General features: G+C 44.4%; 12 protein-coding genes, 2 tRNA genes and 2 pseudogenes. 5 read left to right on the plus strand and 11 right to left on the minus strand.

Annotated features, from left to right (window positions below):
- Position 1: 1 nt before the first annotated feature.
- The 3 genes and pseudogenes from pstA to R7Q46_RS22555 form a co-directional block, all read right to left on the minus strand.
- Positions 2-1,378 (minus strand): annotated as a pseudogene (pstA, locus tag R7Q46_RS22550) (phosphate ABC transporter permease PstA); the annotation flags it as partial.
- Positions 1,379-1,443: 65 nt separating this feature from the next.
- Positions 1,444-1,675, minus strand: a pseudogene (locus R7Q46_RS30830) (phosphate ABC transporter, permease protein PstA); the annotation flags it as partial.
- Positions 1,676-1,705: 30 nt separating this feature from the next.
- The gene (locus R7Q46_RS22555) at positions 1,706-3,910 is read right to left on the minus strand and encodes an ABC transporter permease subunit (protein WP_308387044.1); all 2,205 of its coding nucleotides are present in this window, start codon (positions 3,908-3,910) and stop codon (positions 1,706-1,708) included.
- 207 nt (positions 3,911-4,117) lie between these two features.
- On the opposite strand from R7Q46_RS22555, the gene ppk1 reads away from it, so the two are divergent.
- Complete coding sequence (gene ppk1 / locus R7Q46_RS22560) at positions 4,118-6,208, plus strand: polyphosphate kinase 1 (RefSeq protein ID WP_005381748.1); 2,091 nt, start codon at positions 4,118-4,120, stop codon at positions 6,206-6,208.
- Positions 6,192-7,697: an exopolyphosphatase gene (gene ppx / locus R7Q46_RS22565; protein WP_318077798.1), complete on the plus strand. Its 1,506-nt coding sequence runs from the start codon at positions 6,192-6,194 to the stop codon at positions 7,695-7,697. Before ppk1 ends, ppx begins: the two co-directional genes overlap by 17 nt.
- 34 nt (positions 7,698-7,731) lie before the next feature.
- Here ppx and R7Q46_RS22570 read toward each other — a convergent pair whose 3' ends face one another.
- From R7Q46_RS22570 to phoB, 3 genes are read right to left on the minus strand one after another with little or no spacing between them, the layout of a single operon-like run.
- Complete coding sequence (locus tag R7Q46_RS22570; protein WP_213867007.1) at positions 7,732-8,691, minus strand: PstS family phosphate ABC transporter substrate-binding protein; 960 nt, start codon at positions 8,689-8,691, stop codon at positions 7,732-7,734.
- Positions 8,691-9,989: a phosphate regulon sensor histidine kinase PhoR gene (phoR, locus tag R7Q46_RS22575; RefSeq protein ID WP_005383667.1), complete on the minus strand. Its 1,299-nt coding sequence runs from the start codon at positions 9,987-9,989 to the stop codon at positions 8,691-8,693. The genes R7Q46_RS22570 and phoR overlap by 1 nt, the downstream gene beginning before the upstream one ends.
- Positions 9,990-10,029: 40 nt before the next feature.
- Positions 10,030-10,719: a phosphate regulon transcriptional regulator PhoB gene (gene phoB / locus R7Q46_RS22580; RefSeq protein ID WP_005381752.1), complete on the minus strand. Its 690-nt coding sequence runs from the start codon at positions 10,717-10,719 to the stop codon at positions 10,030-10,032.
- 224 nt (positions 10,720-10,943) lie between these two features.
- On the opposite strand from phoB, the gene rdgC reads away from it, so the two are divergent.
- The 3 genes from rdgC (at position 10,944) to R7Q46_RS22595 (ending at position 13,681) form a co-directional block, all read left to right on the plus strand.
- Positions 10,944-11,858, plus strand: coding sequence for a recombination-associated protein RdgC (gene rdgC / locus R7Q46_RS22585; protein WP_005381753.1), 915 nt, complete (start codon positions 10,944-10,946; stop codon positions 11,856-11,858).
- A gap of 165 nt (positions 11,859-12,023) precedes the next feature.
- On the plus strand, positions 12,024-13,424 hold the full coding sequence (gene yegQ, locus R7Q46_RS22590) for a tRNA 5-hydroxyuridine modification protein YegQ (protein WP_005381754.1): 1,401 nt from the start codon (positions 12,024-12,026) through the stop codon (positions 13,422-13,424).
- Positions 13,425-13,426: 2 nt separating this feature from the next.
- Entirely contained in the window at positions 13,427-13,681 is a 255-nt protein-coding gene (locus R7Q46_RS22595; RefSeq protein WP_005381763.1) for a YfhL family 4Fe-4S dicluster ferredoxin, read from the plus strand.
- Positions 13,682-13,723: 42 nt separating this feature from the next.
- Here R7Q46_RS22595 and R7Q46_RS22600 read toward each other — a convergent pair whose 3' ends face one another.
- From R7Q46_RS22600 to R7Q46_RS22620, 5 genes are all read right to left on the minus strand, one after another.
- A complete protein-coding gene (locus R7Q46_RS22600) occupies positions 13,724-14,032 on the minus strand; it encodes a hypothetical protein (protein ID WP_005381765.1) in 309 nt (102 codons plus the stop codon).
- A gap of 323 nt (positions 14,033-14,355) precedes the next feature.
- Positions 14,356-15,192, minus strand: a complete 837-nt coding sequence (mepA, locus tag R7Q46_RS22605) for a penicillin-insensitive murein endopeptidase (RefSeq protein ID WP_005381766.1) — start codon at positions 15,190-15,192, stop codon at positions 14,356-14,358.
- A 12-nt stretch (positions 15,193-15,204) separates the two neighbouring features.
- Entirely contained in the window at positions 15,205-15,537 is a 333-nt protein-coding gene (locus R7Q46_RS22610) for a DUF1904 domain-containing protein (RefSeq protein ID WP_005381768.1), read from the minus strand.
- A gap of 446 nt (positions 15,538-15,983) precedes the next feature.
- Positions 15,984-16,060: transfer RNA gene (locus R7Q46_RS22615), tRNA-Trp, on the minus strand.
- A gap of 35 nt (positions 16,061-16,095) precedes the next feature.
- A tRNA-Asp gene (locus R7Q46_RS22620) sits at positions 16,096-16,172 on the minus strand.
- Positions 16,173-16,288: the final 116 nt, after the last annotated feature.

Raw genomic sequence — 16,288 nt, forward strand, 5'->3', positions numbered from 1 at the left:
CTTAATCTTGTCCTAACGTTCTGTATTTTTCTCGTAAATTATTGCGAATACTGATTGCTGTTAAGTTTAGCCCGACAATCACTGTCACGAGTAAGAAAGAGGTAGCATAAACTAATGGTCGCGCCGCTTCGATGTTGGAGGTTTGAAAGCCAACATCGTAAATGTGAAAACCTAAATGCATGAACTTTCTATCCAAATGCACATAAGGGAATTGTCCGTCAACCGGTAAACTGGATGCCAATTTCACGACCCCCACCAGCATCAGTGGCGCTACTTCGCCAGCTGCACGTGCAATCGCAAGGATCAAACCTGTGATAATAGCTGGCGTCGCCATAGGTAAAACCACACGCCATAGTGTTTCGAACTGAGTTGCACCAAGCGCCAGAGAACCATGTCGTACTGAGCTCGGAATACGAGTTAAACCTTCTTCAGTAGTCACAATCACAACTGGAAGCGTCAGCACGGCAAGAGTTAGTGCAGACCATAACAAACCCGGCGTACCAAAGGTTGGTGCCGGTAGCTTCTCCGCATAGAATACGTTGTCGATAGAGGCACCAATCGTATAAACGAAGAAACCTAAACCAAACACGCCATAAACAATCGATGGAACACCCGCTAGGTTTATAACCGCAATACGAATAACTCTGGTTAGAGCGTTATTCTTAGCGTATTCATGTAGATAGATAGCGGCGATCACCCCGAGTGGCATCACAATGATCGACATAATGAGTACTAAGAAAACCGTACCAAATATCGCAGGGAACACGCCTCCTTCGGAGTTAGACTCTCTTGGATCTTCAGATAAAAACTTCCAAACCTGTTTTCCCCAATGCATGACTTTATCAGGCAGTGACATTTGGTTTGGATACCAGTAGTCCAAAATATCTTCGAGCGGAATCGATACTTGTGACCCCGTCATATCCTCGACAATCAAGGCATAGTCAGAGAGCTGAAGTCGTAAACCATCAAGTTGCAAATCTAACGTCGCAAGCGCTTTTTCTATCTGCTCTTTTTTCGTCTGATTTTCCTTTAAGAAGCTTTCTGTCAGCGTGTCATTCAATTCATGCTTGCGCTTTTCTAATCGCAACTGCTCTAGCTTCCAACCAAGCTCTTTAAGCTGATCGACCACCAAAGAATCAATCTCATGGCGCAGAGTTTCTGCATCATCAAGCTTTTTATTTAGTATCGATTGAATATCACTGGTGTATATATTATCGCCATCTTGAAACGCCACCAGCTTACCAAAGAAATAACCACCGCTACTGCGCTCTATCACCGCCCACTCTTTTGGCGTCGTGGGCTCATCCAACTGCATTTGCAATACGGAGATAAAATCGGCAGGATACAACTCTCGGTTAGCGATTTTGATACTGAGTCGAGTGGCAAAATCTTCATCGTCTTCTAACTGTTGTGCTGCGCTTTCAGGCAAATAACTCTTCGGTACAAAGCTGCGCTCATACACTTGACCAATCAGAATAGTATTTTCATGTAGCACTTCGCCTTGTACAGGTGTCAGCGCTGCAACATTCCACTGATACAAGGGCGCTGGCCAAAAGTAAGTCAGGCCTTTCCAGCCGATAAGGAGTAACAACCCTAATACCGACAACAAACTGATGCTGACTGCACCGCCTGTTAGCCATATCCACGGTGCGCCAGAACGAATCCAATTTAACACGTTATTACTCGCTCTTTATTCAAACCATTATTACAACGCACGGTACTTATCTCTCAGTCTCTGACGAACCCACTCCGCAAGCGCGTTTACTGCAAACGTAAACACAAACAAAATCAATGCAGCTAGGAACAGCAGGCGATAATGCGAACTTCCAACTTCCGACTCTGGCAACTCAACGGCGATGGTCGCCGACAGGCTGCGCAATCCTTCCAAAATATTCCAATCCATTAATGGCGTATTGCCCGTTGCCATTAACACAATCATGGTTTCGCCAACAGCGCGTCCCAGGCCCATCATAATGGCAGAAAAAATACCTGGGCTTGCAGTAAGCAAGACAACATAGATTAAAGTTTGCCAAGGCGTGGCCCCTAATGCCAAAGAGCCATCCGATAAATGCTTCGGTACAGAGAAAATGGCATCTTCGGCAATGGTAAAAATCGTCGGGATAACAGCAAACCCCATCGCTAACCCCACCACCAATGCATTGCGTTGATCGTAACCAATACCATGCTCGGTTAAGAATAAGCGCATATCGCCACCAAAGAACGTCTGCTCAATCGTAGGCGAAATCCACACTCCAAGCCCAATCAGTACCAATATGACAGGCATGAGCACTAAAGCATGCCAACCATTAGGCAGACGATTCCGCAAAGGTTGCGGTATTAATGCCCATAGCCCGCCCATAATCATGGTGCTCAAGGGCAAAACAAACAGCATAACGACGATCGTAATCAGGTGATCTTCGACAATAGGCGCGAACCACAATCCCGCGAGGAAACCTATGATCACCGTCGGCAGTGCTTCCATTAGCTCAATCGACGGTTTTACGACACGACGCATGCGTGGCGACATAAAGTAAGCCGTATAAATAGCACCTAGCACTGCGAGCGGTACTGAAAACAGCATCGCAAACATCGCCGCTTTTATCGTTCCAAACGCAATAGGTACTAGGCTGAACTTAGCCTCAAAGTTATCGCTCGCCGAAGTCGATTGCCACACAAATTCAGGCTCAGGATACCCTTCGTACCACACTTCTTGCCATAATGAAGACAATGAAATTTCCGGATAGGCATTGTCCACTTCCGCAACATTTAACGCATTATTTTGCCAAGTGATTAAGTAGCGTTCATTGTTAGACATTGCTGCGATTGCGGGCGCTTGATTGTACGCACGCTTAAACAACACCAGTTTTTCACTGGTTGTATAATGGCTTTGCAACGTGCCGTTGGTGTAAAAGCTATAAAATCCTTTTCGATGAGAATCCGGCAACAAATACTTAAGCTCTGATGCCAATTTAAAATCACGAATATGCGTTAACGTGCGTTTTTCTTCTTGCAGCGTATCAAACCATTGCGACACCCGACCATCGTTGTGCGTCACCAAAAGCGAGTAAGCACCAGCCAATAAGTCTATCGTACGAACGGAATGCTTCTTATCACCTTGAGTGAGATCGACCACCTCTCGCACAGCAAATTTACGTGCGGTTTTCTTTAACACGATCAACTCAGAGCCATCGCGCAAATAAAGCGTTTCACCGTCAGGTGTCAACAACATTTGCTGAGGCGTATTAAAGCCTGAAGAGAACGTAAAATCGATCGTTGTAGGAGGCGTACCCAAAGACGAAGCCACTTGCCAGCGAGCTTTCACTTCACCGCTTTGCGTCTGCCAAACAACCGTTGGTAAGGGCGTCGAAGCTGCAAATACAAACTGAGTCACAGGATCTTGAGGCGTACTTAGTGTCAGATCCATGCTGGTGTCTAGCTCAATCACTTCCGGAGGACGTGTATTTTCTCTCAATGTGGCATTAAATTCTGGCTTGAAAAGGTTCGCTTTACCCTGCCCATCAACAAATCCATACCAACCTAGCCCAGGAGCAGATTGAGAGAAAGCGACGGGTTTCTGGACGATTTGCTGTTTATACACCGCAGGTTTCGTAGGATCGTCCATCGACAAATATTGAATCTCACCACTTTGGGTTAGAACGAACGCGAGCTGAGCGTAATCATCCACTGAAATCGCAAGTGGTGTTTCAATATGAGTGGCTCGAATGGCTTGGTTGGTTTTGATCTCCGCATCAGAAAAAAGCGGAATGATCACCATGGCGAGGTAGACAAAGATCAAAATAAGCGCCGCGAGTACGCCGACACCACCGGATGTCACTGCAAGTCGAACTAAACGATCTTTTATCAGTCGTTTCTTATCTTTTTCCTGCAATGAAAACTCGGCTTGTGCCATTTAAATCTCTACCTTTTTTGACTTAGTACTAGAATATGTCGTTAAGATGACAATTATATTACAGATCACATTAAACACCTGAAAAGAATACAACTCTTATGCAATGCGTGGTATGAAATAAATCTGTAATGAAAATCTCATAATGTTCTCACTCATCCATTTTTCCAAGATGAGTACGTATTACTTCACTTTTGGCTAGGTAAGGTTATGAGCGCAGAAAAACTCTATATAGAAAAAGAACTGAGTTGGTTGTCTTTCAACGAACGAGTATTACAAGAAGCTGCCGATAAAACCGTCCCTTTGATCGAACGTATTCGCTTTCTTGGGATCTTTTCCAACAATTTAGATGAATTTTACAAAGTACGCTTTGCGGACGTGAAGCGCAGAATCCTAATCAGCCAAGAGCGCGGTGGCAGTGATAGCCCTAAACGACTGTTGACCAAAATGCAGTCGAAAGCACTAAAGCTTAACGAACAATTTGATGAGCTTTACAGCGAATTGATTCGAGAAATGGCGCGACGTCGCATTTTCTTGGTCAATGAACAACAACTGGATGAATCGCAACAAAAGTGGATCGCAAAATACTTCCGTAGAGAGGTAATGCCGCATATCACTCCCCTCCTAATGAAAGACGAGATCGATGTTCTGCAATTTCTCAAAGACGAGTACGCTTACATCGCCGTAGAACTGCGTAAAGAAGAACATTACCAGTACGCTCTGATCGAAATTCCGACCGATCACCTTCCCCGCTTTGTGATGGTACCAGAACAGAAAGGAAAGCGTCGAAAAACCATCATCTTACTTGATAATATTATTCGCCACTGTTTGGACGAGCTGTTCAAAGGCTTTTTTGATTATGATGAGCTTAGCGGCTATGCGATGAAAATGACGCGTGACGCTGAATACGATTTACGCAACGAAATCGAGTACAGCTTGCTTGAACAAATGTCAGAGGGTGTCAATCAGCGACTGACAGCAAAGCCCGTTCGCTTCGTCTACGAACGTGATATGCCGCCTCAAATGTTAGAGTTTCTGTGTAACAAACTTAATATCTCTAACTACGATAACCTTATCCCCGGCGGACGCTATCACAACTTTAAAGACTTCATCGGCTTTCCAAATGTTGGACGAGAATATCTTGAAAATAAACCTCTCCCGCCAATGAAATGTGCCGATTTCGAAGGTTATGCCAACAGCTTTGACGCGATTAAAGCGAAAGATATTCTGCTCTATTATCCCTACCACACTTTTGACCACATTAGTGAGTTAGTGCGCCAAGCCTCCTTCGATCCCAAAGTACTTAGTATCAAGATTAACATTTATCGCGTCGCGAAAGATTCTCGCTTGATGAACTCTTTAATTGATGCGGTGCACAACGGCAAAAATGTCACTGTGGTCGTCGAACTGCAAGCTCGCTTTGATGAAGAAGCCAATATCGAATGGTCAAAAGTATTAACCGAAGCGGGTGTGCACGTCATCTTTGGTGCGCCTGGTCTTAAGATTCACTCAAAGCTACTGATGATTAGCCGCCGCGAAGGTGAAGAAATTATTCGCTACGCACACATCGGCACAGGCAACTTCCATGAGAAGACGGCACGAATTTATACCGACTTCTCCCTGCTTACGGCAGATCAAGAAATCACTAATGAAGTCCGTAATGTCTTCGGTTACATTGAGAATCCATACCGACCAGTGAAGTTCAATCACCTTATGGTATCTCCTCGTAATTCTCGAACCCAAATCTACCGCTTAATCGATAATGAAATTGCGAATGCCAAGCTAGGGAAAAAAGCCGCTCTTACGATCAAGGTCAATAACCTAGTCGATAAAGGCATCGTCAATAAGCTTTATGGAGCAAGTACTTCCGGTGTAAAAATAAACATGATCATTCGAGGCATGTGCTCATTAGTACCGGGCATTGAGGGGATCAGCGACAATATTCGCATCATCAGTATTGTTGACCGCTTTCTTGAGCACCCTCGCGTGGTGATCACCCACAATGATGGCGATCCGCAAGTTTATATCTCCTCCGCAGACTGGATGACAAGAAATATTGATCACCGTATCGAGGTAGCAGTACCAGTCCGTGATCCACGTTTGAAACAGAGAATTATTGATATAACGAATATCCATTTTACCGATACAGTAAAGGCTCGTTTAATAGATAAAGAAATGAGTAACGCTTACGTACCACGAGGTAATCGCAAAAAAGTTCGCTCTCAAATCGCTATCTATGACTATCTTAAAAATATAGAAAAGCAAACTAGAAAACAAAATTCAGATGCCTCAAATACTTGAACAAGATACTCGCTACATTGCCGCGATAGACCTCGGCTCAAACAGTTTCCATATGGTGGTGGCCAAAGTTGTCGGCAGTGACCTACAACTGGTTAGTCGTCATAAACAACGTGTTCGCTTAGCATCAGGACTCGACAGTGAATTGAACTTAAGTCACGCCGCAATGGGGCGTGCGCTAGAATGCTTAGCCATGTTCGCTGAAAGGTTGCAAGGGCTTGATGAGTCAAATGTACGTATCGCCGCCACACACACACTAAGACGCGCTAAAAATGCCCACCTTTTCATCGAGCGTGCGAAAGAAGTGATGCCTTTCCCAATAGAAATTATCCCCGGAGAAGAAGAAGCCCGCCTGATTTACTTAGGCGTCGCGCACACTCAAGTAGAATCCAACTCCAAACTAGTCATCGATATCGGAGGCGGCAGTACCGAGATGATTATTGGACAAGAATTTGAGCCTGAGCTTCTCAACAGTAAACAGATGGGATGCGTCAGTTTTACAGAGCAATACTTTAAAAACGGCAAACTGTCAGGAAAAAACTTCAGCAAGGCGATGTTAGCGGCCGAACAAAAACTCGAGTCCATCGCTTCAACATATCGTAAAAAGGGCTGGGATATTGCTCTCGGCTCATCAGGAACCATCAAAGCGATTCAAGAAGTGCTAGTAGGATTAGGTTTTGAAGATGGCCTGATCACAGCGAGTCGACTGGATACACTTATCGAAACTCTGTGTAAATTTGATTCAATTGAAGATATTGAGCTGGCGGGTCTAACAGAAGAACGTAAACCCGTATTCGCAGCAGGCGTAGCGATTTTGTCCGCGATTTTCAAAGCGCTTCGTATTGAGCAAATGTTTTTCTCCGATGGTGCTCTACGCGAAGGCCTGTTGTACGAAATGGAAGAACGTTTTGCACGCTCCGATATTCGCATGCGCACCACAGAAAATTTAGCCAACAAGCACCGAGTCGACTTAGAGCATGCCGCTCGTGTGAAGGGTCATGCACGTGAGATGTTATGTCAGGTACGCTCTGAACTAGGCATTAAGAAAAAGAGTGAATTATTTGACTTACTAGAGTGGGCAGCGTTGCTTCATGAAGTCGGATTAAGTATCAACTTGCGTAGTTTCCATCGCCACTCTTTTTATATTCTGTTGCACTCCACCCTACAAGGCTTCAACCGTGAGCAGCAATTAGTGCTTGCAACATTGGCTCGCTTCCAGCGTAAAGCGCTCAAATTGCAAGAACTACCAGATTTCAACCTCTATAAACAGAGTGACGTTATAAGCCTCATCAAAATATTACGACTTTCTATCGTATTAAATGGGCAGCGTAATGAAGATCCATTGCCTGATATCACCTTATCTATCAAAAATGACGAATGGATTCTCACATGCACAGATGAAGCATGGCTAGAAAACAATAAATTACTTCACGCGGATTTACAGGAAGAACAAGAACGTTGGGACAGCGCGAAGTGGACACTCACTTTCTGATCTCGTACTGTCCATACCTAAATAAAAAGTCGGCTTACAGGCCGACTTTTTTTAACTCTTCTTCTGCAAAATCTGCCGTAATGGGCACATAACCATCTTTCTCAACCAACGCTTGTCCCTGAGCAGAAAAGATAAAGCGAATAAATTCAGCTTCAATTGGTGTTAATGGGTAATCAGGGTGCTTATTCACGTAAACATATAAGTAACGTGATAGTGGGTACTTACCACTAACAATATGTTCTCGCGTTGGAGTCACGTAGTCATTTCCCATTTTAGCCACAGGGACTAAGCGCACGCCTGCCACTCGATAACCGACACCGGAATAACCAATTCCACTGATGGTTGACGCTACAGCTTGCACAACTGACGCGGAGCCTGGCTGCTCGTTAACTCGGGTCTTGAAATCGCCGCCACACAAGGCATTGCTTTTGAAGTAACCATAAGTTCCAGAAACGGAGTTACGACCAAACAACTGTACGTTTCGCTTTGCCCACTGTGATTCAAGACCGAGTTGCTGCCAGTTTGTTACAAATTGACTTTCGCCACAGCGTAGCGTGGCGGAAAACAAAGCATCTAATTGACTAAAGTTAAGACCTTGAATTGGATTATCTTGATGAACAAAAATACCGATTGCATCGATGGCTACCCTAAGCGCCGTTGGCTTGTAGCCATGTTCACGTTCAAACGCTTCTATCTCTCTTAAACGCATAGGGCGACTCATGGGACCAAACTGAGCTGTTTGTTCGGTCAATGCTGGAGGGGCAGTAGAAGAGCCAGACGCTTGGACTTGCGCATTAATATTCGGGTAAATGGATTTAAACTCTTCAACCCAAAGCGTTGTCATACCCGCAAGTGTATCGGAGCCAACAGAGAGCAAGTTCCCTACAATCCCCGTCGTTTTATGATAAGTCGGCAATGGTTTATCTTGAGCGGCAGCCATACAAGAACCAACAAGCGCGAATAAACTGAATGTTTTTGCCAATCGTAAAGCCATTATTTCACCACCAAACGCTCAGGCAATACGAAAGAAAACTTACTGCCCACGCCTACTTCACTGTGAATTTCTAAATGAGAGTCATGGTGACTCAGCGCGTGTTTTACAATGGCAAGCCCTAAACCACTTCCACCAGTATCACGTGATCTTGCTTTATCCACTCGATAAAAACGCTCAGTAAGTCGGTGTAGGTGCTGAGGTTCAATACCATCACCACTATCTTCCACCTCTAAGCATGCGCCTTGAGAGGTCTGGAACCAACGAACATTAATGTTCGCACCAGGCGGTGTGTATTTGACGGCATTATAAACGAGGTTAGAGATAGCACTACGTAACTGGTCATCATCGCCCAGCACGCGTAGGCTAGCATCAACATCAAATTTCAATTTATGTTGGTTGTCCCCACTAAGGCTAACCGCCTCTTTTTCTAACACTTCAAGCATCGCGGGCACATTCACGACTTCCTCAAGCTCATGCATAGGTGCCGCTTCAATTTTAGATAGTGTCAGTAGTTGGTTCACCAAACTGTTCATGCGGTTAAGCTGCTCCGTCATGACACCATGAGCTTTGCTCCACATTGGACCCACGACCATATCAGGGTCTTCAGTCATCTCCAAATAACCTTGTAGCACCGTCATTGGTGTACGCAGTTCATGAGATACGTTGGCAAAGAAGTTGCGACGCATTCCCTCAAGTTGTTTTAACTGGCTCACATCACGCACTACCATCAAGTGCTCACCCTCGGTATACGGTACGATACGTAATTCCAGCATGCGTTCGACGTTGAGTGGTGAACGCATTTCTAATGGCTCTGAGAAGTCTTTCTTGTTGAGGTACTTGATAAAATCAGGTGTACGAATGAGATTCGAGATAGGTTGACCTGAATCTTCTGGCCAATGGAAGCCCAGTAAGTGCTGAGCCAGCTTGTTGCACCAAACAATATTGCCTTCAGCACGGAATACCACTACCGCATCGGGTAGCGATTCTGCACCATTTCTGAATCGACGAATAAGATTAGTAAGCTCTTTTCGTTTGCGGCGTTGGCGCTGTTGTAAGCGATACAACCCATTGAACAAAGATTCCCAGTTACCACTACCAGATGGTGGCGTGAGGCGTTTTTCATCCCATAACCAAGAAGATAAACGTACTTGGTTATGCAAATGCCACACAAGCTGCAATGCCGTAGCAGCCAAAAGCAACCACGGCATATAACCGAATATCCAACCTACTATCACCCATGGGGTGTAAAAAAAAGCCAGCTCCCAGGCCAGCTTTTTCCACGTTAATCTTTCAACCACTCATAACTCCAGAAATGGTACCGATAAGCTGCGTGTTAATTTATGCCTTCGTCGAGAAGCGGTATCCAGCACCACGAACAGTTTGGATCAGCTTATCATGCCCTGCAGCTTCCAATGCTTTACGCAGACGGCGAATATGGACATCGACCGTACGGTCTTCGACATACACGTTAGTGCCCCAAACATTGTTTAATAGCTGCTCACGGCTGTATACGCGTTCTTGATGCGTCATGAAAAAATGAAGCATCTTAAATTCTGTTGGGCCCATGTCTAATGGCGCATCATTAGCCGTAACACGGTGCGATACAGGGTCAAGCTTCAATCCCTGTACATCAATTACATCTTCTAGTGCAGTCGGAGTAACGCGACGAATGACCGCTTTTAAGCGTGCAACCAACTCTTTAGGAGAGAATGGCTTAGTAATGTAGTCATCCGCACCGACTTCTAAACCGCGCACTTTATCTTCTTCTTCACCACGAGCGGTAAGCATCACAACTGGAATGTTGCGCGTTAATTCCTCTCGCTTCATATGTTTGATGAAGTTAATGCCACTACCGCCTGGTAACATCCAATCCAGTAAAACTAAATCAGGGAAGGGTTCAGCCAGTTTGGTTACTGCAGTATCGTAATCTTCCGCTTCTACCGCTTGGTAACCTTTCTGCTCAAGTACGAAGCACAGCATTTCGCGAATAGGAGCTTCGTCTTCAACAACCAGAATCCTTCTAGACATAATTGAGTAACCTTATGTTCGTTGAGCTAATGAATTTAAGAGACAAAGCGCCTCTCTTTGCATAAGCATTATCACTACCAATTATGACACTTTTGTGACCTTTGAAAACAAATTTTCATATAACTTTCTTTTGAGGTTCATTCAGATATTTTTCATTTCTATTAAGACATCAGCACAAAAATTCCCTATGATTAGTCCCTTGTCATCAAGCCTAGAGAAGATTTATGTGGTTTAAAAACTGTCTGGTATACCGCGTTAACCGCGAGGTTACTTTTAACGCAGAACAACTAGAAACTCAGCTGTCTGAATTCCGATTCACCCCGTGTGGCAGTCAAGACAAACAGAAATTTGGCTGGGTCAGTGCAATGGGTAGACATGGCGATATGATGACTCACGTGTCAGAAAACCGCATTCTGATTTGCGCCAAGAAAGAAGAGAAAATGCTACCTGCCTCTGTGATCAAAGAATCATTGAATGCAAAAGTAGAAGCAATGGAAGCGCAAGAAGGTCGTCCTCTGAAGAAGAAAGAGAAAGACAACCTGAAAGATGACATCGTAATGGATTTACTGCCGCGCGCATTCAGCCGCAGCAGCCACACTCACGTGCTCATCATGCCAAAAGAAGGTTTTATCCTTGTTGATGCAAGCAGCTATAAAAAAGCAGAAGATGTATTAGCATTGCTTCGTAAAACCATGGGTAGTTTACCTGTTGTTCCTGCTATTCCAGAAGTGGCGATTGAAACTACGCTAACCGAGTGGGTGAAAAGCGGTGACACACCTCAAGGTATCAGCATGATGGACGAAGCTGAGCTAAAATCCGTACTTGAAGAAGGTGGTGTGATTCGCTGTAAGAAGCAAGAGCTAACCACTGATGAAATCCGCAACCACATCGCTGCGGATAAAGTCGTGACAAAACTTGCGCTTAATTGGCAAGATCGTATTGAGTTCATTATGACGGAAGATGCAGGCATCAAACGTCTAAAATTCTCTGATGAATTGAAAGATCAAAACGATGATATTCCACGTGAAGATCAAGCAGCTCGATTTGATGCAGACTTCTCTCTAATGTGTGGAGAGTTCAGTGCTTTCCTTCCCAACTTATACGATGCGCTAGGCGGCTTACCGAATCCTAACGCATAATATTGTATAAAGGTTAACCATAACGCCCTCACTTTTTTTGAGGGCGTTTTTCTATCTGAAGCACAATTACCCTAGTCACAGTTCACATTTTGACGTAAAATTTGCGCCCCATTTCCATTAGGTGGAATTGGCCTGACTTGTGATCAGATAAAAGAGAATTGAGCAATGACAACTGAGAAAGCATTCGTGCCTGAGCTACTATCTCCAGCGGGCAGCCTGAAAAACATGCGTTACGCATTCGCCTACGGGGCAGATGCAGTTTACGCTGGCCAACCTCGCTACAGCCTTCGCGTACGTAACAACGAGTTTAACCACGAGAACCTAAAAATCGGTATCGATGAAGCCCACGCCCTAGGCAAAAAGCTTTATGTGGTATGTAACATTCAACCACACAACTCGAAGCTAAAAACGTTCATCCGTGATCTTAAGCCAATCGTAGAGATGGGTCCTGACGCATTGATCATGTCAGATCCAGGCCTAATTATGATGGTTCGTGAAGCTTTCCCAGAAATGCCAATTCACCTTTCTGTACAAGCAAACGCTGTAAACTGGGCGACCGTTAAGTTCTGGGCAGCGAATGGCGTGGAACGTGTGATCGTTTCTCGCGAGCTGTCTCTAGAAGAAATCGAAGAAATTCGTGAGCATTGCCCTGAAACTGAGCTTGAAGTATTCGTTCACGGTGCATTATGCATGGCTTACTCAGGTCGTTGCCTACTTTCTGGCTATATCAACAAACGTGACCCTAACCAAGGCACTTGCACTAACGCATGCCGCTGGGAATACAAAGTTGAAGAGGGTAAAGAAAACGACGCTGGTGATATCGTAGAGAAATTCGACCCGACTGAAGCACAGCCTGTCGAAGTACAAGACGAGCGCCCTGAAACCACAATTGGTCGCGGCAAACCAACAGATGAAGTCGTTCTGCTTTCTGAAGCGCACCGTCCAGAAGAAAAAATGGCGGCCTACGAAGATGAGCATGGTACTTACATCATGAACTCTAAAGACCTACGAGCGGTTCAGCACGTTGAACGCTTAACTAAGATGGGTGTTCACTCATTGAAAATTGAAGGTCGTACTAAATCGTTCTACTACTGCGCACGTACCGCTCAAGTTTATCGTAAAGCAATTGATGATGCTGTAGCAGGTCGACCATTCGATGAAAGCCTAATGGGTACACTAGAAAGCCTAGCTCACCGTGGCTACACTGAAGGCTTCCTACGCCGTCATACACACGATACTTACCAAAACTACGATTACGGTTACTCAGTCTCTGATGCTCAACAGTTTGTTGGTGAATTCACTGGCAAACGTCGTGGTGACATGGCTGAAGTAGAAGTAAAAAATAAGTTTCTTGTCGGTGATAGCCTTGAACTAATGACGCCAAAAGGCAATATTGTTTTCACGCTAGAGGCAATGGAAAACCGCAAATCAGAGTCTATTGAAGACGCGAAAGGAAACGGTCACTTTGTATTCATTCCAGTACCAGCAGAGCTAGATTTAGAATATGGCCTATTAATGCGTAATCTAAACTCAGGGCAGGACACCCGCAACCCGACTGGTAAGTAACCATGGCCTTGCTCATTACTGACAAATGCATTAACTGCGACATGTGTGATCCCGAATGCCCCAATGGGGCAATCAGTATGGGAGAGAGCATTTTCGAAATTGATCCAGCGCTATGTACAGAGTGTAAGGGGCATTACGAAAAGCCGACCTGTCAGTCAGTGTGTCCAATTACAAAATGCATAATCACTGATCCGAACCATGTCGAAACTGAAGAGCAGTTGCTTGAAAAATTCGTGATTATTCAAGGGTTAGCATAAGAGCAATTAGGTTCAACTTTGGCATCAAAGTTGAACCTTTTCTCAACCTGATTTTTCAATAGGGATAATATTGCAGAACAGCTCTTTTTCAAAATGATACTCTAGTCTCTCACGCCAATTTTCCGCTTGAGAAACAGGTATTAAATAAAAGTTTTCTCGGCTCGTATCAGTAACGAAAGCCATTCCATATTGCATCAGCTCATAATGCACATCATTAACAAAACCCGGATCAAGGCGTTGACGCCCAGTCAGGTGATTCACATCCTCTCGAGTCAAAGAGACTCCTTTAGTATCACTGCTAAATCTGTGTCTTAACCACTCTGCAAATTCTTTTGCACAAATCATAGTCATGGTTTTGTCCTTGATTTACTCTTCTAACAGGAAAAGGGTATATCCCTGCCTTACACACTTGTCTGCGTTGTTATCGCTTTTTAGCCAACTGACAGACATATTGCTAAGAAACCAGAGTATCGTGACGAAAGATCTTTTTCTAAACAGAGAAGTTACAACTTACCCCTACTACAACTCTTTGTTTAATTTAGATTTCTATAATATGTCCCCAAAACTGATTGGGTTAGTTTTTGTATTGGTACTATTCAATGTAGACAAAAGTATGATGTTTCTCCAGTTTCATAAAAGAGATCACCAAGTACAGATAAACCTGAAGAGTAACACTAATTAGGATTGATAAGCGGCAAGCATTGAGGTGGAACGACTTTTTTTCGTTTGGGCTTAGAGGTTGTTTTTACCCGTTGAGGGGTATCAGTAGGTTTTGCTTTTGGGGCCCAACTTGCAAGCTCAGCACCGCAACCATCACCTACTGGAGGTGGTGCTTGATCAACACAATAGTCGCTCGAATCAGGACAAGATAACCTGACGTGAAAGTGGTAATGATGCCCCCACCATGGACGTACTTTACGTAACCAAGAACGATCTTTGCCGTTTTCTTGCAAGCAAAGTTGCTCCTTAATAACAGGATGTACAAAAATTCGTGCAACATCCTTACTTTTTGAAGCGTACCGAATTAGCTTAAAGTGCCGTTCTTCCCAGCGATGATTAAGTATGGAATAACCTTTTAAATCCACCACACTCATGGGTTTAGGAAGTTGTAATTCGTTATAAGAAAGCGGTTGGTCAGCAAGTCTTAACCAGATATCGATATCTAACCCGGTTTGATGACTAGAATGACCAGAGGAGAACCTTCCACCTCTAGGTAAAGACAAATCACCAATTAGCAGAGTGGTGTTGAGATTTTGATGAGCTTTAAGCGCCAGATTTTCAATAAACTCTATCGTTTTAGGGTGCCCATAGTAGCGCTTCGTTTTACTACGTAAGACTTGATAACCAACGCCATCGAGAGGCAAGGGTAATGCACCATCTAAACAACCGTTAGCATAACTACCAATAGAGGAGGAAGAGTTTCGGGTAGGATTAACCGCAGACTCCCAAGGAGTAGAACATACTGAAGCTGAGAAACATAAACCCAAAGTTACAATGAAACTCAGCCTCATAGCCTTTAACCTTTAGTAGTGTTCGCCATTATCGTAATAAGCTTTAGGAGATAAGGCGGAAAAGATAACTGCAACATCAATATCGGCACCAGCGATACCGCGCACTTGTTGCGTAATAAGCTTGGCAACTTCATCTTGCACTTCCTGGCCACGGTCGAACCAAAGCACTTCGACAAAAGGATATGCAGCACTCACCTCACCCTCATTGAAAAACGTAGTGTAGATATACTCAAAAGTAAAATCCTCACGCGGACAGTCCATTAGAGGCTGAAGTTCATCCGTAAGGGGTTTTGATAATGCCTGAACAGCTTGTGGCTCTACAGCACGGAATCGAAAATGTGGCATAAACTTACTTCCTAATTATTAGCATTAATGCATGATGATAACAGGAACCAAGTCAGTAATCATCCAAGCCAATGTAACCACTGACCTTTCAATAGATTGTGAATCAGATGTGCTCGATAACGAAGAAAAAGTGTTATGAAATTCGAAGGTAAAACAGAAAGAGCAAAGCGATACATCAACATTTAGTAATTACATTATACATTACTAGAAAATAAAACTATCTGAAGCAAAGATATGCCATATTCGTTAGAAATAAAAGAGTCCCTGACCTAAGCCAGAGCTTATGAGCATGGGGGATAGGTGAAGTGGACCAATACCCCGGAGATATGAGCTTTCAATCCCCCGATACTTTGGTATCAGAGGAATCGACAACTCTTCCAACTAGTCAGCTTCTCTTTTCTTCAAATGCAAAAAAGCCCCAGCATTACTGCTGAGGCTTTAGAGTATGGCAGGGGTGGAGAGATTCGAACTCCCAACACGCGGATTTGGAATCCGCTGCTCTGCCAATTGGAGCTACACCCCTGTAATTCGTGTTTATTGAGACGACGCTCAAATAAGTGGCGGAGTGGACGGGACTCGAACCCGCGACCCCCGGCGTGACAGGCCGGTATTCTAACCAACTGAACTACCACTCCGCAGTGGTATCACTCGCTTTGATAAGCAAGCGCCCAAAATTTAAAGCCTGGCGATGTTCTACTCTCACATGGGGAAGCCCCACACTACCATCGACGCTATTTCGTTTCACTTCTGA

The organism is Vibrio sp. 811, assembly GCF_033339195.1.